The sequence below is a fragment of the Enterobacteriaceae bacterium Kacie_13 genome (genome assembly GCA_013457415.1).
Taxonomy (GTDB): Bacteria; Pseudomonadota; Gammaproteobacteria; order Enterobacterales; family Enterobacteriaceae; genus Rahnella.
Window position 1 is genome coordinate 4,498,864 of sequence record CP045665.1, and the last position, 17,304, is coordinate 4,516,167.

The following is a 17,304-nucleotide window of genomic DNA, read 5'->3' on the forward strand; positions in this document are numbered from 1 at the left end:
CACCCTACAAATATCGCAGTTGGAGATTCACTATGGCCGGGTCCAGTCGCAACACGATCGGTAAATTTGGATTGTTATCCATGACATTTGCCGCCGTTTTTAGCTTCAATAATGTCATCAATAATAATATTCAGTTGGGCATCGCCTCCGCGCCAGTCTTTCTGGTGGCGACGATTATTTATTTCATTCCGTTTTGTCTAATCATCGCCGAATTTGTCTCGCTGAATAAAAACTCGGAAGCCGGTGTTTACGCCTGGGTAAAAAGTGCACTCGGCGGGCGCTGGGCATTTATGACAGCCTATACGTACTGGTTCGTAAATTTATTTTTCTTCACCGCACTGCTTCCGCGTGTTATTGCCTACGCCTCGTACGCATTTTTAGGGCATGACTATATTTTCACACCGGTCACCACCGCCATTATCAGCATCTGCCTGTTTGCTTTTTCCACGCTTATCTCCAACAGTGGCGCAAAATTACTCGGCCCGATGACCTCGGTCACCTCCACATTAATGTTGCTGCTGACGTTCTCTTATATTGTGCTGGCAGGTGCGGCGCTGATCGGCGGCGTAGAACCGGCGAATCCGATTAACGTCGAGGCCATAACGCCGCATTTTAACTGGGCATTCTTAGGGATTATTGCATGGATATTTCAGGCGGCTGGCGGCGCAGAATCGGTAGCGGTCTACGTCAATGACGTCAAAGGCGGCAGCCGCGCGTTCGTGAAAGTTATCATCATTTCCGGGCTGGTCATCGGCGTGCTGTACTCTGTCGCTTCACTGCTGATTAACGTATTCGTCGCACAGTCCGCGCTGCATTTCACCGGCGGTACGGTGCAGGTATTTGAAGGCTTGTCAGCACACTTTGGTTTACCGGCGGTAATGATGAACCGCTTTGTCGGCGTCGTTTCATTCACCGCGATGTTTGGTTCACTGCTGATGTGGACGGCCGCACCGGTCAAAATATTCTTCACTGAAATTCCTAAGGGCATTTTTGGCGAGAAAACCATTCGTCTGAATAAACACGGTGTGCCGACGCGCGCGGCATGGATCCAGTTTCTTATCGTCATCCCGCTGATGTTAATTCCGACGCTCGGCTCAAACAGCGTGCAGGAATTAATGAATACGCTGATCAACATGACCGCTGCGGCATCCATGCTGCCACCGCTATTTATTATGCTGGCCTATTTAAATCTGCGGTTAAAATATGACAACGTTAAGCGCGATTTTAAAATGGGTTCGAGAATGCAGGGGATCGCCATCGTCAGTACGCTGATTGTGATTTTCACCGTTGGGTTTATCGCCTCGACGTTCCCGACCGGCGCCAGCATTTTGACCATTGTGTTTTATAACGTCGGCGGGCTGGTACTGTTCCTCGGGTATGCGTGGTGGAAATACAATAAATATTCTAAAGGGCTGGATGCGCAAACGCGTTATCACGAAGACACTCCTCTGGCGAGAATTGTACTGGAATCGCAAAATGAAGCGGCCCGGATAAAAGATGCGAATATCGCAAAATCCCTTTCCGGCGCGTGAAGAACATAAAGGCATAAAAAAAACTGCACCTTACTCAGTTGGGTATCCAACTTTTGGGGTGCAGTTCAAAAAGGCAGTTTTTTTGTATCCCGGTTCAGGATTTACAGCGCGATATCCGCTGGCAGATTGGTTTCTTCCTGAGCCTGTGCGTCGAGCGGACGCAGTTGCACGACCTCAGCGACCGGCGTTGTCTTCATTGAAGGCATCTCGAGTTGCAGAATACGGCTGGTTTCCAGCAGCTCTTTCTCGGTTGCTTCCACATTACCGTTCAGTTTGGTGCCATACGACGGGATGATCTCGCGGAATTTGGCCTGCCATTGCGGGCTGGCGGCTTTCTCTTTAAACACGGTTTCCAGCAGCTTCATCATGATCGGCGCTGCGGTGGATGCCCCCGGAGACGCGCCCAGTAAGGCGGCGATGCTGCCATCTTTCGCGCTGACCACTTCAGTCCCCAGACGTAATACGCCACCGTGTTTGCCATCTTTTTTGATGACCTGCACGCGCTGCCCGGCCACCCAGCGTTTCCAGTCTTTCTGCTCCGCCTGTGGGAAAAATTCCTTCAGCGCAGCATGACGATCGTTATCACTAAGCATCACCTGCCCGACCAGATATTTCACCAGATCGAAGTTACCCATGCCGACGTGCGTCATGGGCAGTAAGTTTGAGCTGTTGACGCTGCCGAACAGATCCCACAGGGAACCGTTTTTAAGGAATTTGCTGGAGAAGGTCGCGAACGGCCCGAACAGCAGAACCTGTTTACCGTCGATGATACGGGTGTCGAGATGCGGAACGGACATCGGCGGCGCGCCCACGGCGGCTTTGCCGTACACCTTCGCCAGATGACGTTTCACCACGTCCTGATTTTCAGTCACCAGGAATTCACCGCCGACCGGGAAACCGCCGTAGTCACGCGCTTCCGGAATGCCGGATTTTTGTAACAGGGTCAGCGACGCGCCACCGGCACCAATGAATACAAATTTCGCATTCACTACGCGGTGTTTGTGGCTGTGTTTGAGATCGGTAATAGTCACGCGCCAGCTTCTGTCCGGATTGCGCTGGATATCGCGCACTTCCTGACCATTCGCCAGCGTGAAAGTCGATTTTTTTTGCAGGGCTTCCACCATCTGACGCGTCACTTCGCCGAAGTTAACGTCGGTGCCCGCCGTGGTGCGGGTTGCCGCCACTTTTTGCGCCGGATCACGGCCATCCATCACCGCCGGGATCCACTGTTTGATTTGTTCCGGGTCTTCCGAATATTCCATCCCGCGGAACAACGTACTTTCCTGCAGGGCAGCAAAACGTTTGCGCAGGAAATCGATATTTTCATCGCCCCAGACGAAGCTCATGTGCGGCACGCTGTTGATGAACGAGCGCGGATTATTCAGCACACCTTTTTGCACCTGATACGCCATAAACTGACGGGAAACCTGGAAGGCTTCGTTGATGGCCACGGCTTTGGTGATATCGACAGAGCCGTCCTGCATAACCGGGGTATAGTTCATTTCTGCCAGCGCGGAATGGCCTGTCCCGGCGTTATTCCAGCCGTTTGAGCTTTCCTGCGCCACGCCGTCCATGCGTTCGATCATATGGATCGACCAGTCCGGCTCGAGCTCCTGGAGATAAGTCCCGAGCGTAGCACTCATAATTCCGCCGCCGACCAGCAATACATCAACGGATTTTTCGTCTTCTGCGGCCGCAGGCTCGCTGGCACCCAGTGAGTCACGGTTGAGAAGCATACCAAGTATCTTTCTCATGACGTCTGTTTCTCTAAATGTTCAGTTCTGTTTTGTTACGACGATTTGTTATGACTTCTGTTATCACAATCGAACAAGAAATTAGCAAAAAAACACGCGGGAACGTTACTGAATCTTCATTTTTTCAAATGATGGCAACGAATATAACATTATCACTACATAATTTAAAAAAGGATTTAACCTTTCAAAAAAAGAGGAGATGACAGAGTCAGACCTTCACGCAGGCCGCAATCTGACAGGGTTTTCGGGGATTTATGACGATGTTTTCGACAGATTTGTCGCGTACAAAGAACGCACAATTCGTGCTAAATCGGGTTTGGGGGAGGAAGTAATAGGAGAAGATTGTTAGAAAGGCGCGGTCTCCCGCGCCTTCCTGATAACTGCGTACGGATTCAGATTACAGAGCGACGTCAGCCACTTGTTTCTGCTCCTGGCCCTGCTTTGGTGCTGAAGAGTTATCCGCCGCCGGTGCCGGTTCGACCGGTTTTGGCTGAGGATTATCCAGCATCAGAACGCGGCTGGTGTCGCCCAGTTCTTTCTCAGTTGCTGCCACGTTGCCGTTCAGCTGCGTGCCATAAGAAGGGATGATTTCCTTCAGTTTAGCCTGCCACTCTGGCGTCGCGACTTTGTCTTTGAACACTTTTTCCATCAGGTGCAGCATGATCGGCGCAGCGGTAGACGCGCCCGGTGATGCGCCCAGGAGTGCGGTGATGCTGCCGTCTTTCGAGCTGACCACTTCGGTGCCCAGACGCAGTACGCCGCCTTCTTTCTCATCTTTCTTGATGATCTGCACGCGCTGACCGGCTTCCCAAAGGCGCCAGTCTTCTTTCTTCGCATCCGGGAAGTATTCACGCAATGCATCGAAACGGTCGTCATCGGAAAGCATGACCTGGCTGACCAGATATTTCACCAGATCGAAGTTGTCGATACCCACGTGGGTCATCGGCATGATGTTGGAGAAGTTGACGCTACCGAACAGATCCCACAGAGAACCGTTTTTCAGGAACTTGCTGGAGAAGGTCGCAAACGGTCCGAACAGCAGAACTTGTTTACCATCGAGAATACGAGTGTCGAGGTGCGGAACGGACATCGGCGGCGAGCCAACGGACGCTTTACCGTACACTTTTGCCAGATGACGTTTCACGACGTCCGGGTTCTCAGTCACCAGGAATTCACCGCCGACCGGGAAGCCGCCGTAGTTATCCGCTTCAGGAATACCGGATTTTTGCAGCAGGGTCAGGGACGCGCCGCCCGCACCGATAAACACAAACCTGGCTTTGATGATGCTTTCTTTGTCGTCGTTTTTCAGATCAGCAACGGTCACGTTCCAGGTGTTATCCGGGTTACGTTTGATTTCGCGGACTTCGTGGCCAAGGCTCAGGGAGAAGTTAGGTTTCTTCTGCAAAGAGGCCACCAGCTGGCGGGTTATCTCGCCGAAGTTCACGTCGGTACCGATTGGAATACGCGTTGCTGCGACTTTCTGTTTCGGGTCACGACCTTCCATCACCAGCGGGATCCACTGTTTGATTTGCGCCGGGTCTTCAGAGTATTCCATGCCACGGAACAGTGTGCTTTGTTGCAGCGCAGCGTGACGTTTACGCAGGAAGTTGATGTTGTCATCACCCCAGACAAAACTCATGTGCGGCGTGCTGTTGATGAAAGAACGCGGGTTGTGCAGAACTCCGTTTTCTACCTGATAAGACCAGAACTGGCGGGAGATCTGGAAGGATTCGTTGATCTCAACCGCTTTGGAAATATCGATGCTGCCGTCCGGTTTTTCCGGCGTGTAGTTCATTTCTGCCAGTGCAGAGTGACCGGTACCGGCGTTGTTCCAGCCGTTGGAGCTTTCCAGTGCAACACCGTCCAGACGCTCAACCATATTGATTGACCAGTCCGGTTCTAATTCCTGAAGGTACGTCCCCAGCGTCGCGCTCATAATGCCGCCGCCGATCAGTAATACATCGACGGGCTTCTCATCTTCTGCGAACGCTGACTGACTGAAGGCAACCACGTTAAGGCAGAGGATCATGGCGAATATCTTTCTCATGACGTCTGTTTCTCTGAATGTTTAGTTTTAGTTTTGCAGGTGAAAGCTATCCAAATTTCCCTGGATAAACGAAATCAACAACCCGGTGCGGTGGGAAACAAGCGATTGTCTCCACAGAGTATGAAAGGACAATAATGGGGAGTAACGAAAACTGCGGTGACTAACGACAATTCAACCACACAAATGTTACCGATTACTCATATTATCGAGATTTCGTAAACATTTTAACATTGTCGTTACGTGCATTAAAAATAGTTTAATACTTTAAATAATTACATAAGTTAGTTCCGTGACGAAACTATTTACTGAAAACTCAGGCGAGTTTTGCCTGCAAGCTGGCCGCATGTTCTGCCAGAACCGCCGCCGGACTGTGGCCTATCAACATGAAGTTATAGCCGGACTGCCGCCAGTAAACGACGTTCATTTTCTGTCGTATTTCACTCTCCTGCGCGGTGTCGTCACGCTGTTCGCTACGGGTGATACACAGCGCCATCGGGCCGAAACGTGCGTCCAGATAGGTGATCTGAGCGATATCATATTCATCGTAATGCAACATGCGGGCGTTTTTCAGCGCCGCGCCCTGCACACTCAGCGCCGACGGTGTTAACGCAATTCCCAGCGATTTCTGCACCCGCGATAGCTGGATCTGCTGCTGTTCAGGGGAATCGTTGATGTCCGCCAGCGTCTGGGCGGTGTAGAGCGACATGTAATCAGCTACGCGATCTCGCCAGGTGATATCGGCATGCAGCATGGTCGAATAACGCCCGGCGAGTAGCCCGACCGCCAGAAAACTCACCGATGCGGCAAGCAGTGCGCGACGGCTGATGCCGCGCGAAGCGGCGACCGGCACATCCGGGATAGCATCCAGTGCGGCCTGAAGTCTGCCTACCGGCGCATCCTGCAACATCGCGCCGAAAGCATCGTGGAAAGGCAGACTGCTGCGCGCCATCAGCGCCAGCCGCTCGCCGAGCACATCGTCGTGCGCCAGCTGTTGTTCAAACTGCGCGCGCTGTTTTGCGCTCAGCTGATTATCAAGATACGCGACCAGCACCTCATCGGAGAAAGGCGAAGACAGGCTTTCACGGGTCATTTTTTATCCCCCTGTCGCGATAACATTCCGCTATTTTTTGCCAGCGTCAGGCGCGCGGACGCCAGACGGCTCATGATGGTGCCAACCGGCACTGACAGCGTCATTGCCGCCTCCTGATAGGTGAAACCTTCGACATACACCAGGAAAACCGCGTTACGCTGGGCTTCCGGCAGGCGTTTCACCCGCTGCATCACCTGCGTATGCCAGTGCCTGTCTTCAAAGGTAAATGTCTCTGCGGGTTCATCCAGATCATTCACATCCACAAATCCCTGCCCCTGACGAACGTACTGCGCCCTGAGTTCATTGACCCATACGGAGTGCAAAATAGAAAAGAGCCAGCGATCGACCCCGGCGCTCTCGTTCACCTGCGCGCAGCGCTCCAGCGCCCGCACGCAGGTGGATTGCACCAGATCGTCCGCCACATCGCGCTTATGCGATAACACCATCGCGTAGCGCCAGAGGCGGGCCAGACACTGGCTCAGTTCGTGACGTAAGTCTGCCGGTGAAATTTATCGTTCCCCGTACTCAGGATTCCGGATGGCCGTCGATGGCCGCGCTCAGATCACGGTATTCCTCGCAGCCGGTACCGCATAAGCCTTTGATAGTTGCCAGCTGAGCTTTGGCGAGATCGGGACGCCCTTTAATCATATAAGCTTCACCGAGATATTCGCGGACTTTGGCGTAATTCGCATCGATGGCGATAGATTTCTGATAATAGCTGATGCCTTCATCTGTGCGACCAAGTTTACGGGTCGCATAGCCACGATAATTCCACGCCTCTTTGGTGTTCTGATCCTTCAGTGTATCCAGCACCGTCAGGGCTTCCTGATAACGCCCGGTTTTCGCCAGATGATAGGCATACTGAGTTTTATCCTGATCGGAAATCATGCTGCCTTTATCCACCATGCAACTTTTGGTTTTGCTGTCGTAGATTTGTCCTTTCGGGCAGTCCGGCGTTTTCTTCGCATCTGAATTATCGCCCATCGCGTTTGCGCCCGCGCTGAACAACAAAATATTGCCCGCCAAACAAACCACTGACAGCGCCTGAATCATAGTTTTTGTCTTCATGATGATGTCCTGTTGGGTACTCGTTGATGAATTACGGGCGACTTGCGCGGCCCGGTAACATGCGGCGCAGAATGCCGTCGCGGAGAACGTAATGGTGGAAAAGTGCCGCCAGAGCAGACGCCCGGTAGCGGCTGCGGGGAACAGAAGAAGAAGTTTGCATAATCACCGTGCTCAAATGTGTTCGTTTAAAGGTAAACACCTGAACGCGGCTTTCTATTCGGTTTATTTCTGTGGTGAGAGTAAAAAATCATACTCAGGGGGATGAAATATCGCCTATATATAATTCAGGGCGGTTCTAAGACGCTCACTGACACCGAAATTTCACTTTGAGCCAGTGGAAATATCAGGGTTAACACAATAAAGATTTGTTCTGAGTGGCCGATAACCGTAGTGGGCGCTTTATACGTCAAAGGCTGCGCCAACATTTTGTGATTACTGCATATAGAGGTGTGGCAGGTGAGCGAAGTACCCAAAGAGTCGTTTGCTAAGCGTAATACGCTGGCGATTTTGTCCGTTTTACGGGACCTGAAGAAAAATCAGACGCTGGTCATGATCACCCACACCCGTGGTCAATTTATCAGTAAAATTTTGGACGTGAACGCCGACGGCCACCAGTTCTTATTCGATCTGGGCAGTTCCGATTACGAGAATGATCTGGCGATGGAAGCAGAATCGCTGACCTTCGTCGCGGAACCGACCGGGGCGAAAGTTGAGTTCTCATGCAGTAAAGTCCGTCAGGTGACGTTTGACGGCCTGCCGACGTTTATCTGTGATATTCCGCCCGTGCTGTATTTCATCCAACGCCGTGAGTATTTCCGCGTTAATGTGCCGTGGCTACCGGACTACCGTTGCAGCGGAACATTATCCAACGCCACCGAGTTTGCCTTTCGTGTGAGAGACATCTCGCTGGGCGGACTGGGTCTGGAGATTGAGGGCACCACGCCACCAGAAATCGCGTCGGGCGAAGTGCTGAAAGATTCGGTTATCCAGCTGGCAGAGCTCGGCACGTTTAAACTGGATTTGCAGTATATCGGCTCGATGCCGCGTAAATCAGTGAGCAATAAAGGCGAAACGATCAGCTCACAGCGGCTGAGCTTTAAATTTCCATTCTTGTCGCCCGCGCAGGAACGCGACCTGCAACGGGCAATTTTCGAGCTGGAAAAACAACAACATATGAAAGCCCGGCGTTTCCAGCACGATTAACGCTGCCGTCAGATAAACATGCCGCCTGAAGCTTCGACGCGCTGGGCGGTCATCCAGCCCGCTTCATCACTGAGCATTAACGCCACCATATCGCCGATATCATCCGGTAATCCGACACGGCCCAGCGCAGTGTTGCCCGCCACCATTTTATTCACCTGCGGATTATCGCGTACCATGCCGCCGCTGAAATCTGTCGCAATCGCGCCGGGTGCCAGCACGTTGGCGGTGATGCCCCGCGCGCCCAACTCCCGCGCCTGATAGCGGGTCAGCACTTCTATGGCACCTTTCATGATTGCGTAAGCAGAAGATCCTGGCAGCGCAAAGCGCGCCAGCCCGCTCGATACATTAAGGATACGGCCACCGTCAACCATCAGCGGCAGCAGTTTTTGCGTCAGGAAGAACGGGCCTTTCAGGTGGATGTTCATCATCAGATCGAACTGTTCTTCGGTGGTCTCTGCGAATGCTGCATGAAGCCCGACGCCGGCATTATTCACCAGAAAATCGAAATTATCGCGCTGCCAGACGGCTTGCAGCTGCGTTTTTACCTCAGCCACAAACGCATCAAAACTGCTGCTGTTCCCCGCATCGAGTTTGATTGCCACGGCTTTGCCACCCGCCGCTTCCACCGTTTTGACCACGGCCTGCGCGGCATCCTGCTGGCTGTGGTAGGTCAAAATGATATCCACGCCCTTTTTTGCCAGCTTTTCAACGGCATTCTTACCTAAACCACGGCTTGCGCCGGTCACGATAGCGATTTTACGACTCATTTCAGACCTCATTGGGGTTATGTCACTTACTCATCGGATGAAACACAGCCTATTGGATTACTCACGCGTGATAAATGATCCATAATGAGTTTCACTGTCTCAATTCAGACAACAATCGGGGAATATGTGGATAAAATACAATCAATGCAGGTCTTCGTGCGCGTCGCCGAGCTGAGTAATTTTACCCGCGCCGCCGAAAGTCTGGGATTACCGAAGGGCAGCGTCTCGCGTCTGGTACAACAGCTGGAAACGCGGATGTCCACCCGCCTGCTGCACCGGTCAACGCGTCGCGTGCATCTGACGCAGGACGGGCAGGTGTTTTATCAGCGCTGCAAGGAGTTGCTGGCCAGCATGGACGAACTGGAGACGATGTTTCAGTCGAACCCGGCGAATGTCAGCGGACGGCTGCGGGTGGATATGTCAGTCGGTATGGCGACGCATCTGGTGTTACCGCGTCTGGCGGAATTTCTGAACCGCTATCCGGCGCTGGAAATAGAACTGAGCAGCACCGATCACCGCGTGGACGTGGTCCGCGAAGGATTTGACTGTGTCATCCGCTCCGGCACGCTGAAAGATTCAGGGCTTATCGCCCGTCCGCTTGGGCATCTGAGCGTAATCAACTGCGCCAGCCCCGGCTATCTGCAACGTTACGGCACGCCGGATCACCCCGACCAGCTGGCTCATCATGCGATGGTGCATTATGAGCAAACGCTCGGCAGCCACACATCCACGTTCGAATACCTCGACGGCAAACAGGTGAAAAGCGTCAAAAGCGGGGGTGCAGTGACGGTCAACAGCACCGAAACCTATGTCGCCGCCTGTCTGGCCGGGCTGGGAATTATTCAGGTGCCGCTGATTGGCGCACGGGATGCGCTGGCGAACGGCCAGCTGGTGAGTATTTTGCCGCAATTTCGCGCGCCGCCGATGCCGGTTACGCTGGTTTATCCGCACCGTCTGAACCTGTCACGCCGCGTGAAAGTGTTCATGGACTGGCTGACGGAAATTACCCAAACGTTCATTGCCTGACCGCTTAAGCCTGCATGGCCTCGTCTGCGCCGCACAGGTGTCTATACTTAAGGCTGGATGCACTTTTAAGGACAACATGGATCAATGCCCCTAATTTCAAAAGAAGACCTTTCAAAACACGCGCCGGCAAAGCAGGAAGAACCGACGCCGCTGATTAACATCAAAACCGGCAATCACACGGTAGATAAAAATATCGGCAGATTTTCGCGTCTGGTTGAGCACGTCAAATCCTGGGGATGGGTAGCGCATCTGCTGCGCACCACCGAACGGTTCAACGATCGCCTCGGCAGCCAGTTTGGCGCGGCCATCACCTATTTTTCGTTCCTGTCGCTGATTCCGATTTTGATGGTGTCTTTCGCCGCCGTCGGTTTCGTGCTGGCCTCGAATCCGGATTTGCTGGCCGGAATTATCAATAAAATCGTCAACAGCATCAGTGACCCCAATCTCGCGGCCACGCTGAAAAGTACCGTGAATACGGCTATCCAGCAGCGTACTGCGGTCGGTTTATCCGGCTTACTGATTGCGCTCTACTCCGGTATCAGCTGGATGGGCAATTTGCGCGAAGCGATCCGCGCGCAGTCCCGCGATGTGTGGGAGCGTAATCCGCAAGATCAGGAGAAGATTTATCGCCGCTATTTCCGTGATTTTATCTCCCTGACCGGTCTGGTGCTGGCGCTGATCATCACGCTGTCGCTGACTTCGATTGCCGGTTCGGCACAGAAAACTATCGTGGATGCGCTGGGGCTGGGCGGTATCGAATGGTTGAGACCCGTGATGACCAGCATCGCGCTGGTGATTTCCATTGCCGCCAATTACCTGTTATTCCTGTGGATTTTCTGGATGCTGCCGCGCCACAAGCCGCGTAAAAAAGCCCTGTTCCGCGGTACGCTGCTGGCGGCAATCGGCTTTGAGGTCATCAAGTTTGTGATGACCATGACGTTGCCGCGACTCGCCACCTCACCTTCCGGTGCGGCATTTGGATCGGTGATCGGCCTGATGGCGTTTTTCTATTTCTTCGCCCGCCTGACGCTGTTTGTCGCAGCCTGGATCGCTACCGCACAGTACAAGGACGATCCGCGCATGCCTGATCGCAAAGAGCGGGCCGCTCAGAAGAAGAAAGACGCAACGATAAACGACAGTGAATTCACACAGGACCATATCATCGTGCCAGATGAAATTCATATCGCAGACGTAAATGCTGACAATGAAGCAAAAAAGCAGTGAGAAGAACTGATCCGATATCATCATAAACCCTAAAACCAGAATAACTGACTGAGGCTGGTACTTTAATTTTACCGTTTTGCAGTCAGTTACTCTGTGTTTTACTTGTTCGCCAACGTTATGAAGGGTGAAACAGAATGTTAATAAAACAATCGCCCAAACCTGCCTGAAATGCCCTTTCCCCTGCTTCTTGCCGCGTTGAAATGCCGCCGCGCTCTGCTTAAGATGCCTTTTCGCTATACATTTATTTACATTAGTTCCCTCTCACTCATTACAAATAAGAAACACTTATGCAAGCCACCATCACTCCTGAATTAGAAGCTGACGCGCACCTGGTGAGTCAGAACTCCCGCGGCAAAGTCATCGTGGCGTCGCTTATCGGAACGGCCATCGAGTTCTTCGATTTTTACATCTACGCGACCGCCGCCGTTATTGTGTTTCCACATATTTTCTTCCCGCAGGGCGACCCGACCGCCGCGACGCTTCAGTCACTCGCGACTTTCGCCATTGCCTTTATCGCGCGCCCGATCGGCTCTGCGCTGTTCGGCCACTTTGGTGACCGCGTCGGACGTAAAGTGACGCTGGTTGCCTCGCTGCTGACCATGGGCGTCTCCACCGTGGTCATCGGCCTGCTGCCGACTTACGCCACCATTGGCGTTTTCGCCCCGCTGCTGCTGGCGCTGGCGCGTTTTGGTCAGGGTCTGGGCCTCGGCGGCGAATGGGGCGGCGCAGCATTACTGGCGACAGAGAATGCACCACCGAAAAAGCGCGCGCTGTACGGTTCTTTCCCACAACTCGGCGCACCGATTGGCTTCTTCTTCGCCAACGGTATGTTCCTGCTGCTGTCATGGCTGCTGACCGACGAACAGTTTATTTCATGGGGCTGGCGCGTGCCGTTCCTGCTTTCCGCCGTGCTGGTGCTGGTTGGCCTCTATGTGCGTGTTTCACTGCATGAAACGCCGGTCTTCGCCAAAATCGCGAAAGCGGGCAAACAGGTCAAAGTGCCGATCGGTACCCTGTTCACCAAATACAAAAAAGCGACGCTGCTGGGCACCTTCATCATGGTCGCCACCTACACGTTGTTTTACATCATGACCGTGTATTCGCTGGGCTACGGCACGGCGGCACAGCCTCTCGGATTAGGGATCCCGCGTAACGAATTCCTGCTGATGTTGATGATTGGCGTGATCGGATTTGGTGTGATGGTGCCGATTGCCGGCCAGCTGGCGGATAAATTTGGCCGTCGCAAAACCATGATCTGCATTACGCTGCTGATGATTGTCTTCGCGCTGAATTTCCCTGCGATTCTGGGTTCAGGTTCACAGGCGCTGGTGATGGTGTTCCTGCTGTGCGGATTCATGGTGATGGGGCTGACGTTTGGTCCGATGGGCGCGCTGCTGCCGGAGCTGTTCCCGACGGAAGTTCGCTATACCGGTGCCTCCTTCTCCTATAATGTGTCTTCGATACTGGGTGCTTCCGTTGCGCCGTACATCGCCACCTGGCTGGCAACTCATTACGGGTTGTTCTATGTGGGCGTTTATCTGGCCTTTATGGCAACGCTGACGTTGGTAGCGCTGCTGCTGTCCAAAGAAACGGCCCATCAGTCACTGTAACTGACCTGGACACCGTGCCCGGTACGCGCCCGGCACGGTGCCTTATGCGAAGGTTTCTTATGCGCTTACGACGATTGGTCCTGCCTGTCCTGCTCCTGTTTATCGTGATTGCCGCCGCCCTCTGGTACTTCTGCCCTCATAAATCCAATCCCAACGCCTTGTGGAATATCATCAGCCAAAAATGCCTGCCTAATCAGCAGAGCAACGGCAAACCCGCGCCCTGTGCGCAGGTCGATGAACAGCAGGGATTCGTGGTGCTGAAAGACATGAACGGTCCGCTGCAATATTTGCTGATGCCCACTGCGCGAATAACCGGAATGGAAAGCCCGGCGCTGCTGGAACCGGCCACGCCGAACTTCTTTAGTCAGGCCTGGGCCGCACGGCATTATATGGCGGAAAAGTACGGTAAACCGATTGACGACAGTAATGTCTCGTTAGCGATCAATTCCCAATACGGACGTTCCCAGAACCAGCTGCACATCCACATTTCGTGCCTGTTGCCGGAGGTGAAAAACCGGCTTATCAAAGATGGCGCGGCGATGGGGTATAACTGGCAGGAACTGCCGGACAAGCTGCTCGGCCATACTTATCTGGCACGTAAAGTCACCCCTGCTGAACTGAATCAGAGAGGCGCTTTCCGCATTCTGGCCGAAGGTGTGCCGGAGGCTGATAAGAAGATGGGACACTTCGGTATGGCGATGGTCAGCCTGCAAGGCGGCGATTTCCTGCTGCTCGCCAGCGAACGCGACCTGCTGAAACTGAACAACGCTTCCACCGAAGAAATCCAGGATCACGACTGCAAGGTGCTGAGCCCGGCGCCTTAACGATGAAAACTCCTCCCCTGCACAGAGGAGGAGTTGAATATTATTTCTGTTTCATCTGCTGCAATATCGGGCCGCACTGGTTTTCTGCACTATCGCTCGGAGAAATCAGCGCAAGCAGAGCGGCGGCAGGGGCGACGACGGCACCTAACGCGACGGCTGCTGCGCCACGGGCGATGAGCGGCCCCGGTTTCACACCGGCATCCGGATTTTTATAGGTACCGCGTACATACAGCGGCGAGCGCAGGGTCAGGATACGCAGCCCCTTACTTTCCGGATCAATGGTGAGATCCAGACGTTCAGTCGCCATGTTTGTGCTGCCGGTGATAGTGATCACCGCATTCTCGGTATCGAACACGAACAGGCGCGGCGTGACCAGACCATTTTTGATATTCACGTTGGCGGCGGCGCAGTTGATCGCCACCTCGTCATCGCCGAACAGTTTCCCGACCAGATAATTCCCGACGTTCAGCCCTGCCAGCTCCATCAGGCTGCGGCTGATCACACCGTCGTTGATCAGAATCTTCATATCACCGTTGCTGGTGCCGAGCAGCGCAGCGACGGAATTACCGGTGCCGGTCAGCGTCGCATCACCGTTCAGGTCGCCCAGACTGCGCTCCATCGATTCCATTTTCGGCAGCAGCTGTTTCAGCTTCAGATGACGGGCGTGCAGATCGGCACGCGCACGCATCGGCGATTTATCCCCTTCCAGACGGATTGTCGAATTGAGATTTCCGCCCGCGACGCCAAAGCGCAGCGGATCGAGCAGGATTTCACCATTAGTGAGTTTCAGATGCGTGCTCAGGTCGCTCAGCGGCAGGGATTCGCCGTGCTCGATGCGTTTCGCACTGAATTTCACGTCAGCATCCATCGCGCCCCAGCTTTTCGTGTCAAATTTCTCCACCGGCAACACTTTGTCCGCTGGCTGACGGGTGGTCTCACCGCGTTTGGCTTTGTCTTTGTTGGAATCCGCACCGATAAGCGGCGCCAGATCGGCAAAGCGCAGCTGTTTAGACACCACTTCACCGGTCAGTTTTGGTCGTGGCTTGCTGGCCTGATAGGTCAGGGAACCATGGATGTCGCTGTCACCGATTTCACCGTTAAAGTTTTGATAACGGTAGATCGCGCCGTCTTTATCGTGCAACGTCGCCGATAAATGGCCATCGGTCGAATACGGTGGCGTTTGCGGTAACAGGACACCCGTCAGGCCGTACAAATCAGACAAGGTCTGGCCGGAGAATTTTAGACGTAAATCCAGACCGCCGAGGTTCATCGGATCCTGTAACGTCCCGGCGACGGCCACGCGGGTATTGCCAGAGCGCACGTCAGCCTGCAATGGGAACAGCGCATCGGCGTCTTTCAGCGCTAACATTCCGCCGATTTTCCCGCTGCCTGAGAGCGATTCGCCATTGTATTTGCCGTCTACTTTCCAGCCAAATACGAACGGCGGCGTTTTCGTTTTCGGCGCATCTTTTTTATCGCCTATGACTTCGGTGAACGGCAGCGGTTTGCCCAGCGGATCAATCACTGCGCGGAAATCGGCTTTCATTTGAGCATCTTTATAATCAATCTGCCCGCGGTCAAAGACGATATCGTTAAGCGTGAATGACCACGCCGACGGTGGCTGCGCGGGATCTTTCTTGTCGCTATTGGCGAGATTGAACGTCCAGTTATTTTTACCGTTGGCTAAACGCACCAGCGAGGCGTCAGGCTGTTTCAGCCAGATACGTGGGATCAGCACTTCTTTATGCAGCAGCGCGAGAGGCGCAATGCTGGCGTCAACGCGGGCCAGCTTCACCATCTGCGCGTCTTTCTCGTCGCCCTGAACGTCGGAAGGGTTACCCAGCACAATGTCTTCGGCATGAATATGTGGCCACGGCACCCATGCGCGCCAGCCGGCTTCATCCTTCTGACGAGACCAGTCGACCCCCAAATCGCCACGGATGGCGAACGTCCGGTTCAGTTCAGTGCTGACTTTTTGGTTGATTGTGGGTTTAAGGCGATTCCAGTCGAACATCGCAATGAAAATGACGATGGCGATCAGCAGAATGATAATCACCCCTGCAATCCACGAGATCACCTTACCTGTGCGCGTCATAAACGGGTTCCTTTCAGACAGTTAACGAATTCCAGAGTTTAAACATAGTTGAATTCAACATAGCTTGCCTGAAACGGCACGCGAAAGGTGGGGTCATACGGAGGGGAAAGACAGATATAAATCAAACAAAATCAAGTTGATGACAATGTATCACACCACGTCAACTCACCCGGCATTTTGAGACTTGCCTGAGCAAATTTTGGTGTGATTCATTATCCTTCGAAATGTATTGGCAGGTTATCGAGGCCGTCAAACGTCGCCGGGCGCGCCAGATAATATCCCTGAGCGGCTAAAGCGTCAGATTTACACACCATCGCCCACTCTGCGGCGGTTTCTACGCCTTCAATAATCACGCCTTTGCTGTAGCGATTCATGAGCGTTACCAGCGTGTAAAACAGGCGCGAGCCCTCTTCGCTCTGACACAGCAGAATAAACAGGTCACGGGCAATTTTGATGTACTCATAATGCCAGGTGGTGAAGGAGGAAAAGTTGGCAATACCCTGACCAAAATCATCCAGCCACAGGCGATCAGACTGTTCGATTTGCGAAAGCGGGATACTCAGCGCATTTTCGGCACTTTCAACCAGTTCAAACCGGACGTAAGGCATAGCGCTGATTTGTGCGCGTAGCGATGATTCGGACTGCAACATCTCCAGCACCTGACCGTCGACGTTGATCGACGCCAGCAGGCCGTTATCGATGAACAACCGCTGCCAGCGCTGCAAAAGGTCGAGTTGTTCCTGCACGATTTGCAGACGTTTCCCCACGGCTATCGCGACAAAGTAATGCTCAGGCGAAATAAATTTTTGCGGATCACCTGGATGGGTAACGCCGGTCAGCAATTCAATGCCCAGTAATTTTCCAGTTGTGCGGTAAATGGGCTGAAAACGGTACACTCTCTGACATTGACGCCAGTAAGACTGTGCTTTTACGCGCTCAAGAGCGGTAAAAGAAGGCGTAATCAGCCCCAACATCATCTTAGTTATCATATTTTTCTGCCGTCATGAATAAGAGTCAGTTAATCAGGGACATGCGGCAACATGTCTTCCGTGACTACGATGTAT

The 17,304-nt window shown here is 53.3% G+C and carries 14 protein-coding genes and 1 pseudogene; 6 read left to right on the forward strand and 9 right to left on the reverse strand.

Going from position 1 to position 17,304, the window contains the following annotated elements:
* The first annotated feature begins 32 nt into the window (after positions 1 to 32).
* Positions 33 to 1,532 (forward strand): amino acid permease, encoded by a 1,500-nt coding sequence (locus GE278_20650; protein QLK63013.1) that lies wholly within the window; start codon positions 33 to 35, stop codon positions 1,530 to 1,532.
* Positions 1,533 to 1,633: 101 nt separating this feature from the next.
* Here the strand turns inward: GE278_20650 and mqo (GE278_20655) are convergent, their stop codons facing one another.
* The 6 genes and pseudogenes from mqo (GE278_20655) to GE278_20680 form a co-directional block, all read right to left on the reverse strand.
* Positions 1,634 to 3,286 (reverse strand): malate dehydrogenase (quinone), encoded by a 1,653-nt coding sequence (gene mqo / locus GE278_20655; GenBank protein ID QLK63014.1) that lies wholly within the window; start codon positions 3,284 to 3,286, stop codon positions 1,634 to 1,636.
* Positions 3,287 to 3,683: 397 nt separating this feature from the next.
* Entirely contained in the window at positions 3,684 to 5,333 is a 1,650-nt protein-coding gene (mqo, locus tag GE278_20660; protein QLK63015.1) for a malate dehydrogenase (quinone), read from the reverse strand.
* Between the two features lie 313 nt (positions 5,334 to 5,646).
* Positions 5,647 to 6,423 carry an anti-sigma factor gene (locus GE278_20665; protein QLK63016.1) on the reverse strand — a complete coding sequence of 259 codons (777 nt, stop codon included), beginning with the start codon at positions 6,421 to 6,423 and terminating at the stop codon, positions 5,647 to 5,649.
* On the reverse strand, positions 6,420 to 6,932 hold the full coding sequence (locus GE278_20670) for a sigma-70 family RNA polymerase sigma factor (protein QLK63017.1): 513 nt from the start codon (positions 6,930 to 6,932) through the stop codon (positions 6,420 to 6,422). Before GE278_20670 ends, GE278_20665 begins: the two co-directional genes overlap by 4 nt.
* 16 nt (positions 6,933 to 6,948) lie before the next feature.
* Positions 6,949 to 7,491, reverse strand: coding sequence for a tetratricopeptide repeat protein (locus GE278_20675; protein ID QLK63018.1), 543 nt, complete (start codon positions 7,489 to 7,491; stop codon positions 6,949 to 6,951).
* Between the two features lie 31 nt (positions 7,492 to 7,522).
* A pseudogene (locus GE278_20680) lies at positions 7,523 to 7,606 on the reverse strand (cytochrome b).
* A 341-nt stretch (positions 7,607 to 7,947) separates the two neighbouring features.
* Here GE278_20680 and GE278_20685 point away from each other — a divergent pair.
* The gene (locus GE278_20685) at positions 7,948 to 8,694 is read left to right on the forward strand and encodes a flagellar brake protein (GenBank protein QLK63019.1); all 747 of its coding nucleotides are present in this window, start codon (positions 7,948 to 7,950) and stop codon (positions 8,692 to 8,694) included.
* An 8-nt stretch (positions 8,695 to 8,702) separates the two neighbouring features.
* Here GE278_20685 and GE278_20690 read toward each other — a convergent pair whose 3' ends face one another.
* Positions 8,703 to 9,461 carry an SDR family oxidoreductase gene (locus tag GE278_20690; GenBank protein QLK63020.1) on the reverse strand — a complete coding sequence of 253 codons (759 nt, stop codon included), beginning with the start codon at positions 9,459 to 9,461 and terminating at the stop codon, positions 8,703 to 8,705.
* Positions 9,462 to 9,545: 84 nt separating this feature from the next.
* On the opposite strand from GE278_20690, the gene GE278_20695 reads away from it, so the two are divergent.
* The 4 genes from GE278_20695 (at position 9,546) to GE278_20710 (ending at position 14,145) form a co-directional block, all read left to right on the forward strand.
* Positions 9,546 to 10,487 (forward strand): LysR family transcriptional regulator, encoded by a 942-nt coding sequence (locus GE278_20695; protein ID QLK63021.1) that lies wholly within the window; start codon positions 9,546 to 9,548, stop codon positions 10,485 to 10,487.
* A gap of 84 nt (positions 10,488 to 10,571) precedes the next feature.
* Positions 10,572 to 11,711, forward strand: a complete 1,140-nt coding sequence (gene yhjD / locus GE278_20700; GenBank protein QLK63022.1) for an inner membrane protein YhjD — start codon at positions 10,572 to 10,574, stop codon at positions 11,709 to 11,711.
* Positions 11,712 to 11,998: 287 nt separating this feature from the next.
* Complete coding sequence (locus GE278_20705; GenBank protein ID QLK63023.1) at positions 11,999 to 13,321, forward strand: MFS transporter; 1,323 nt, start codon at positions 11,999 to 12,001, stop codon at positions 13,319 to 13,321.
* A 59-nt stretch (positions 13,322 to 13,380) separates the two neighbouring features.
* Positions 13,381 to 14,145 (forward strand): CDP-diacylglycerol diphosphatase, encoded by a 765-nt coding sequence (locus GE278_20710; GenBank protein QLK63024.1) that lies wholly within the window; start codon positions 13,381 to 13,383, stop codon positions 14,143 to 14,145.
* A gap of 40 nt (positions 14,146 to 14,185) precedes the next feature.
* Here GE278_20710 and GE278_20715 read toward each other — a convergent pair whose 3' ends face one another.
* The gene (locus tag GE278_20715) at positions 14,186 to 16,240 is read right to left on the reverse strand and encodes an AsmA family protein (protein ID QLK63025.1); all 2,055 of its coding nucleotides are present in this window, start codon (positions 16,238 to 16,240) and stop codon (positions 14,186 to 14,188) included.
* Between the two features lie 212 nt (positions 16,241 to 16,452).
* The gene (gene pdeH / locus GE278_20720) at positions 16,453 to 17,229 is read right to left on the reverse strand and encodes a cyclic-guanylate-specific phosphodiesterase (protein QLK63026.1); all 777 of its coding nucleotides are present in this window, start codon (positions 17,227 to 17,229) and stop codon (positions 16,453 to 16,455) included.
* Positions 17,230 to 17,304 lie beyond the last annotated feature (75 nt).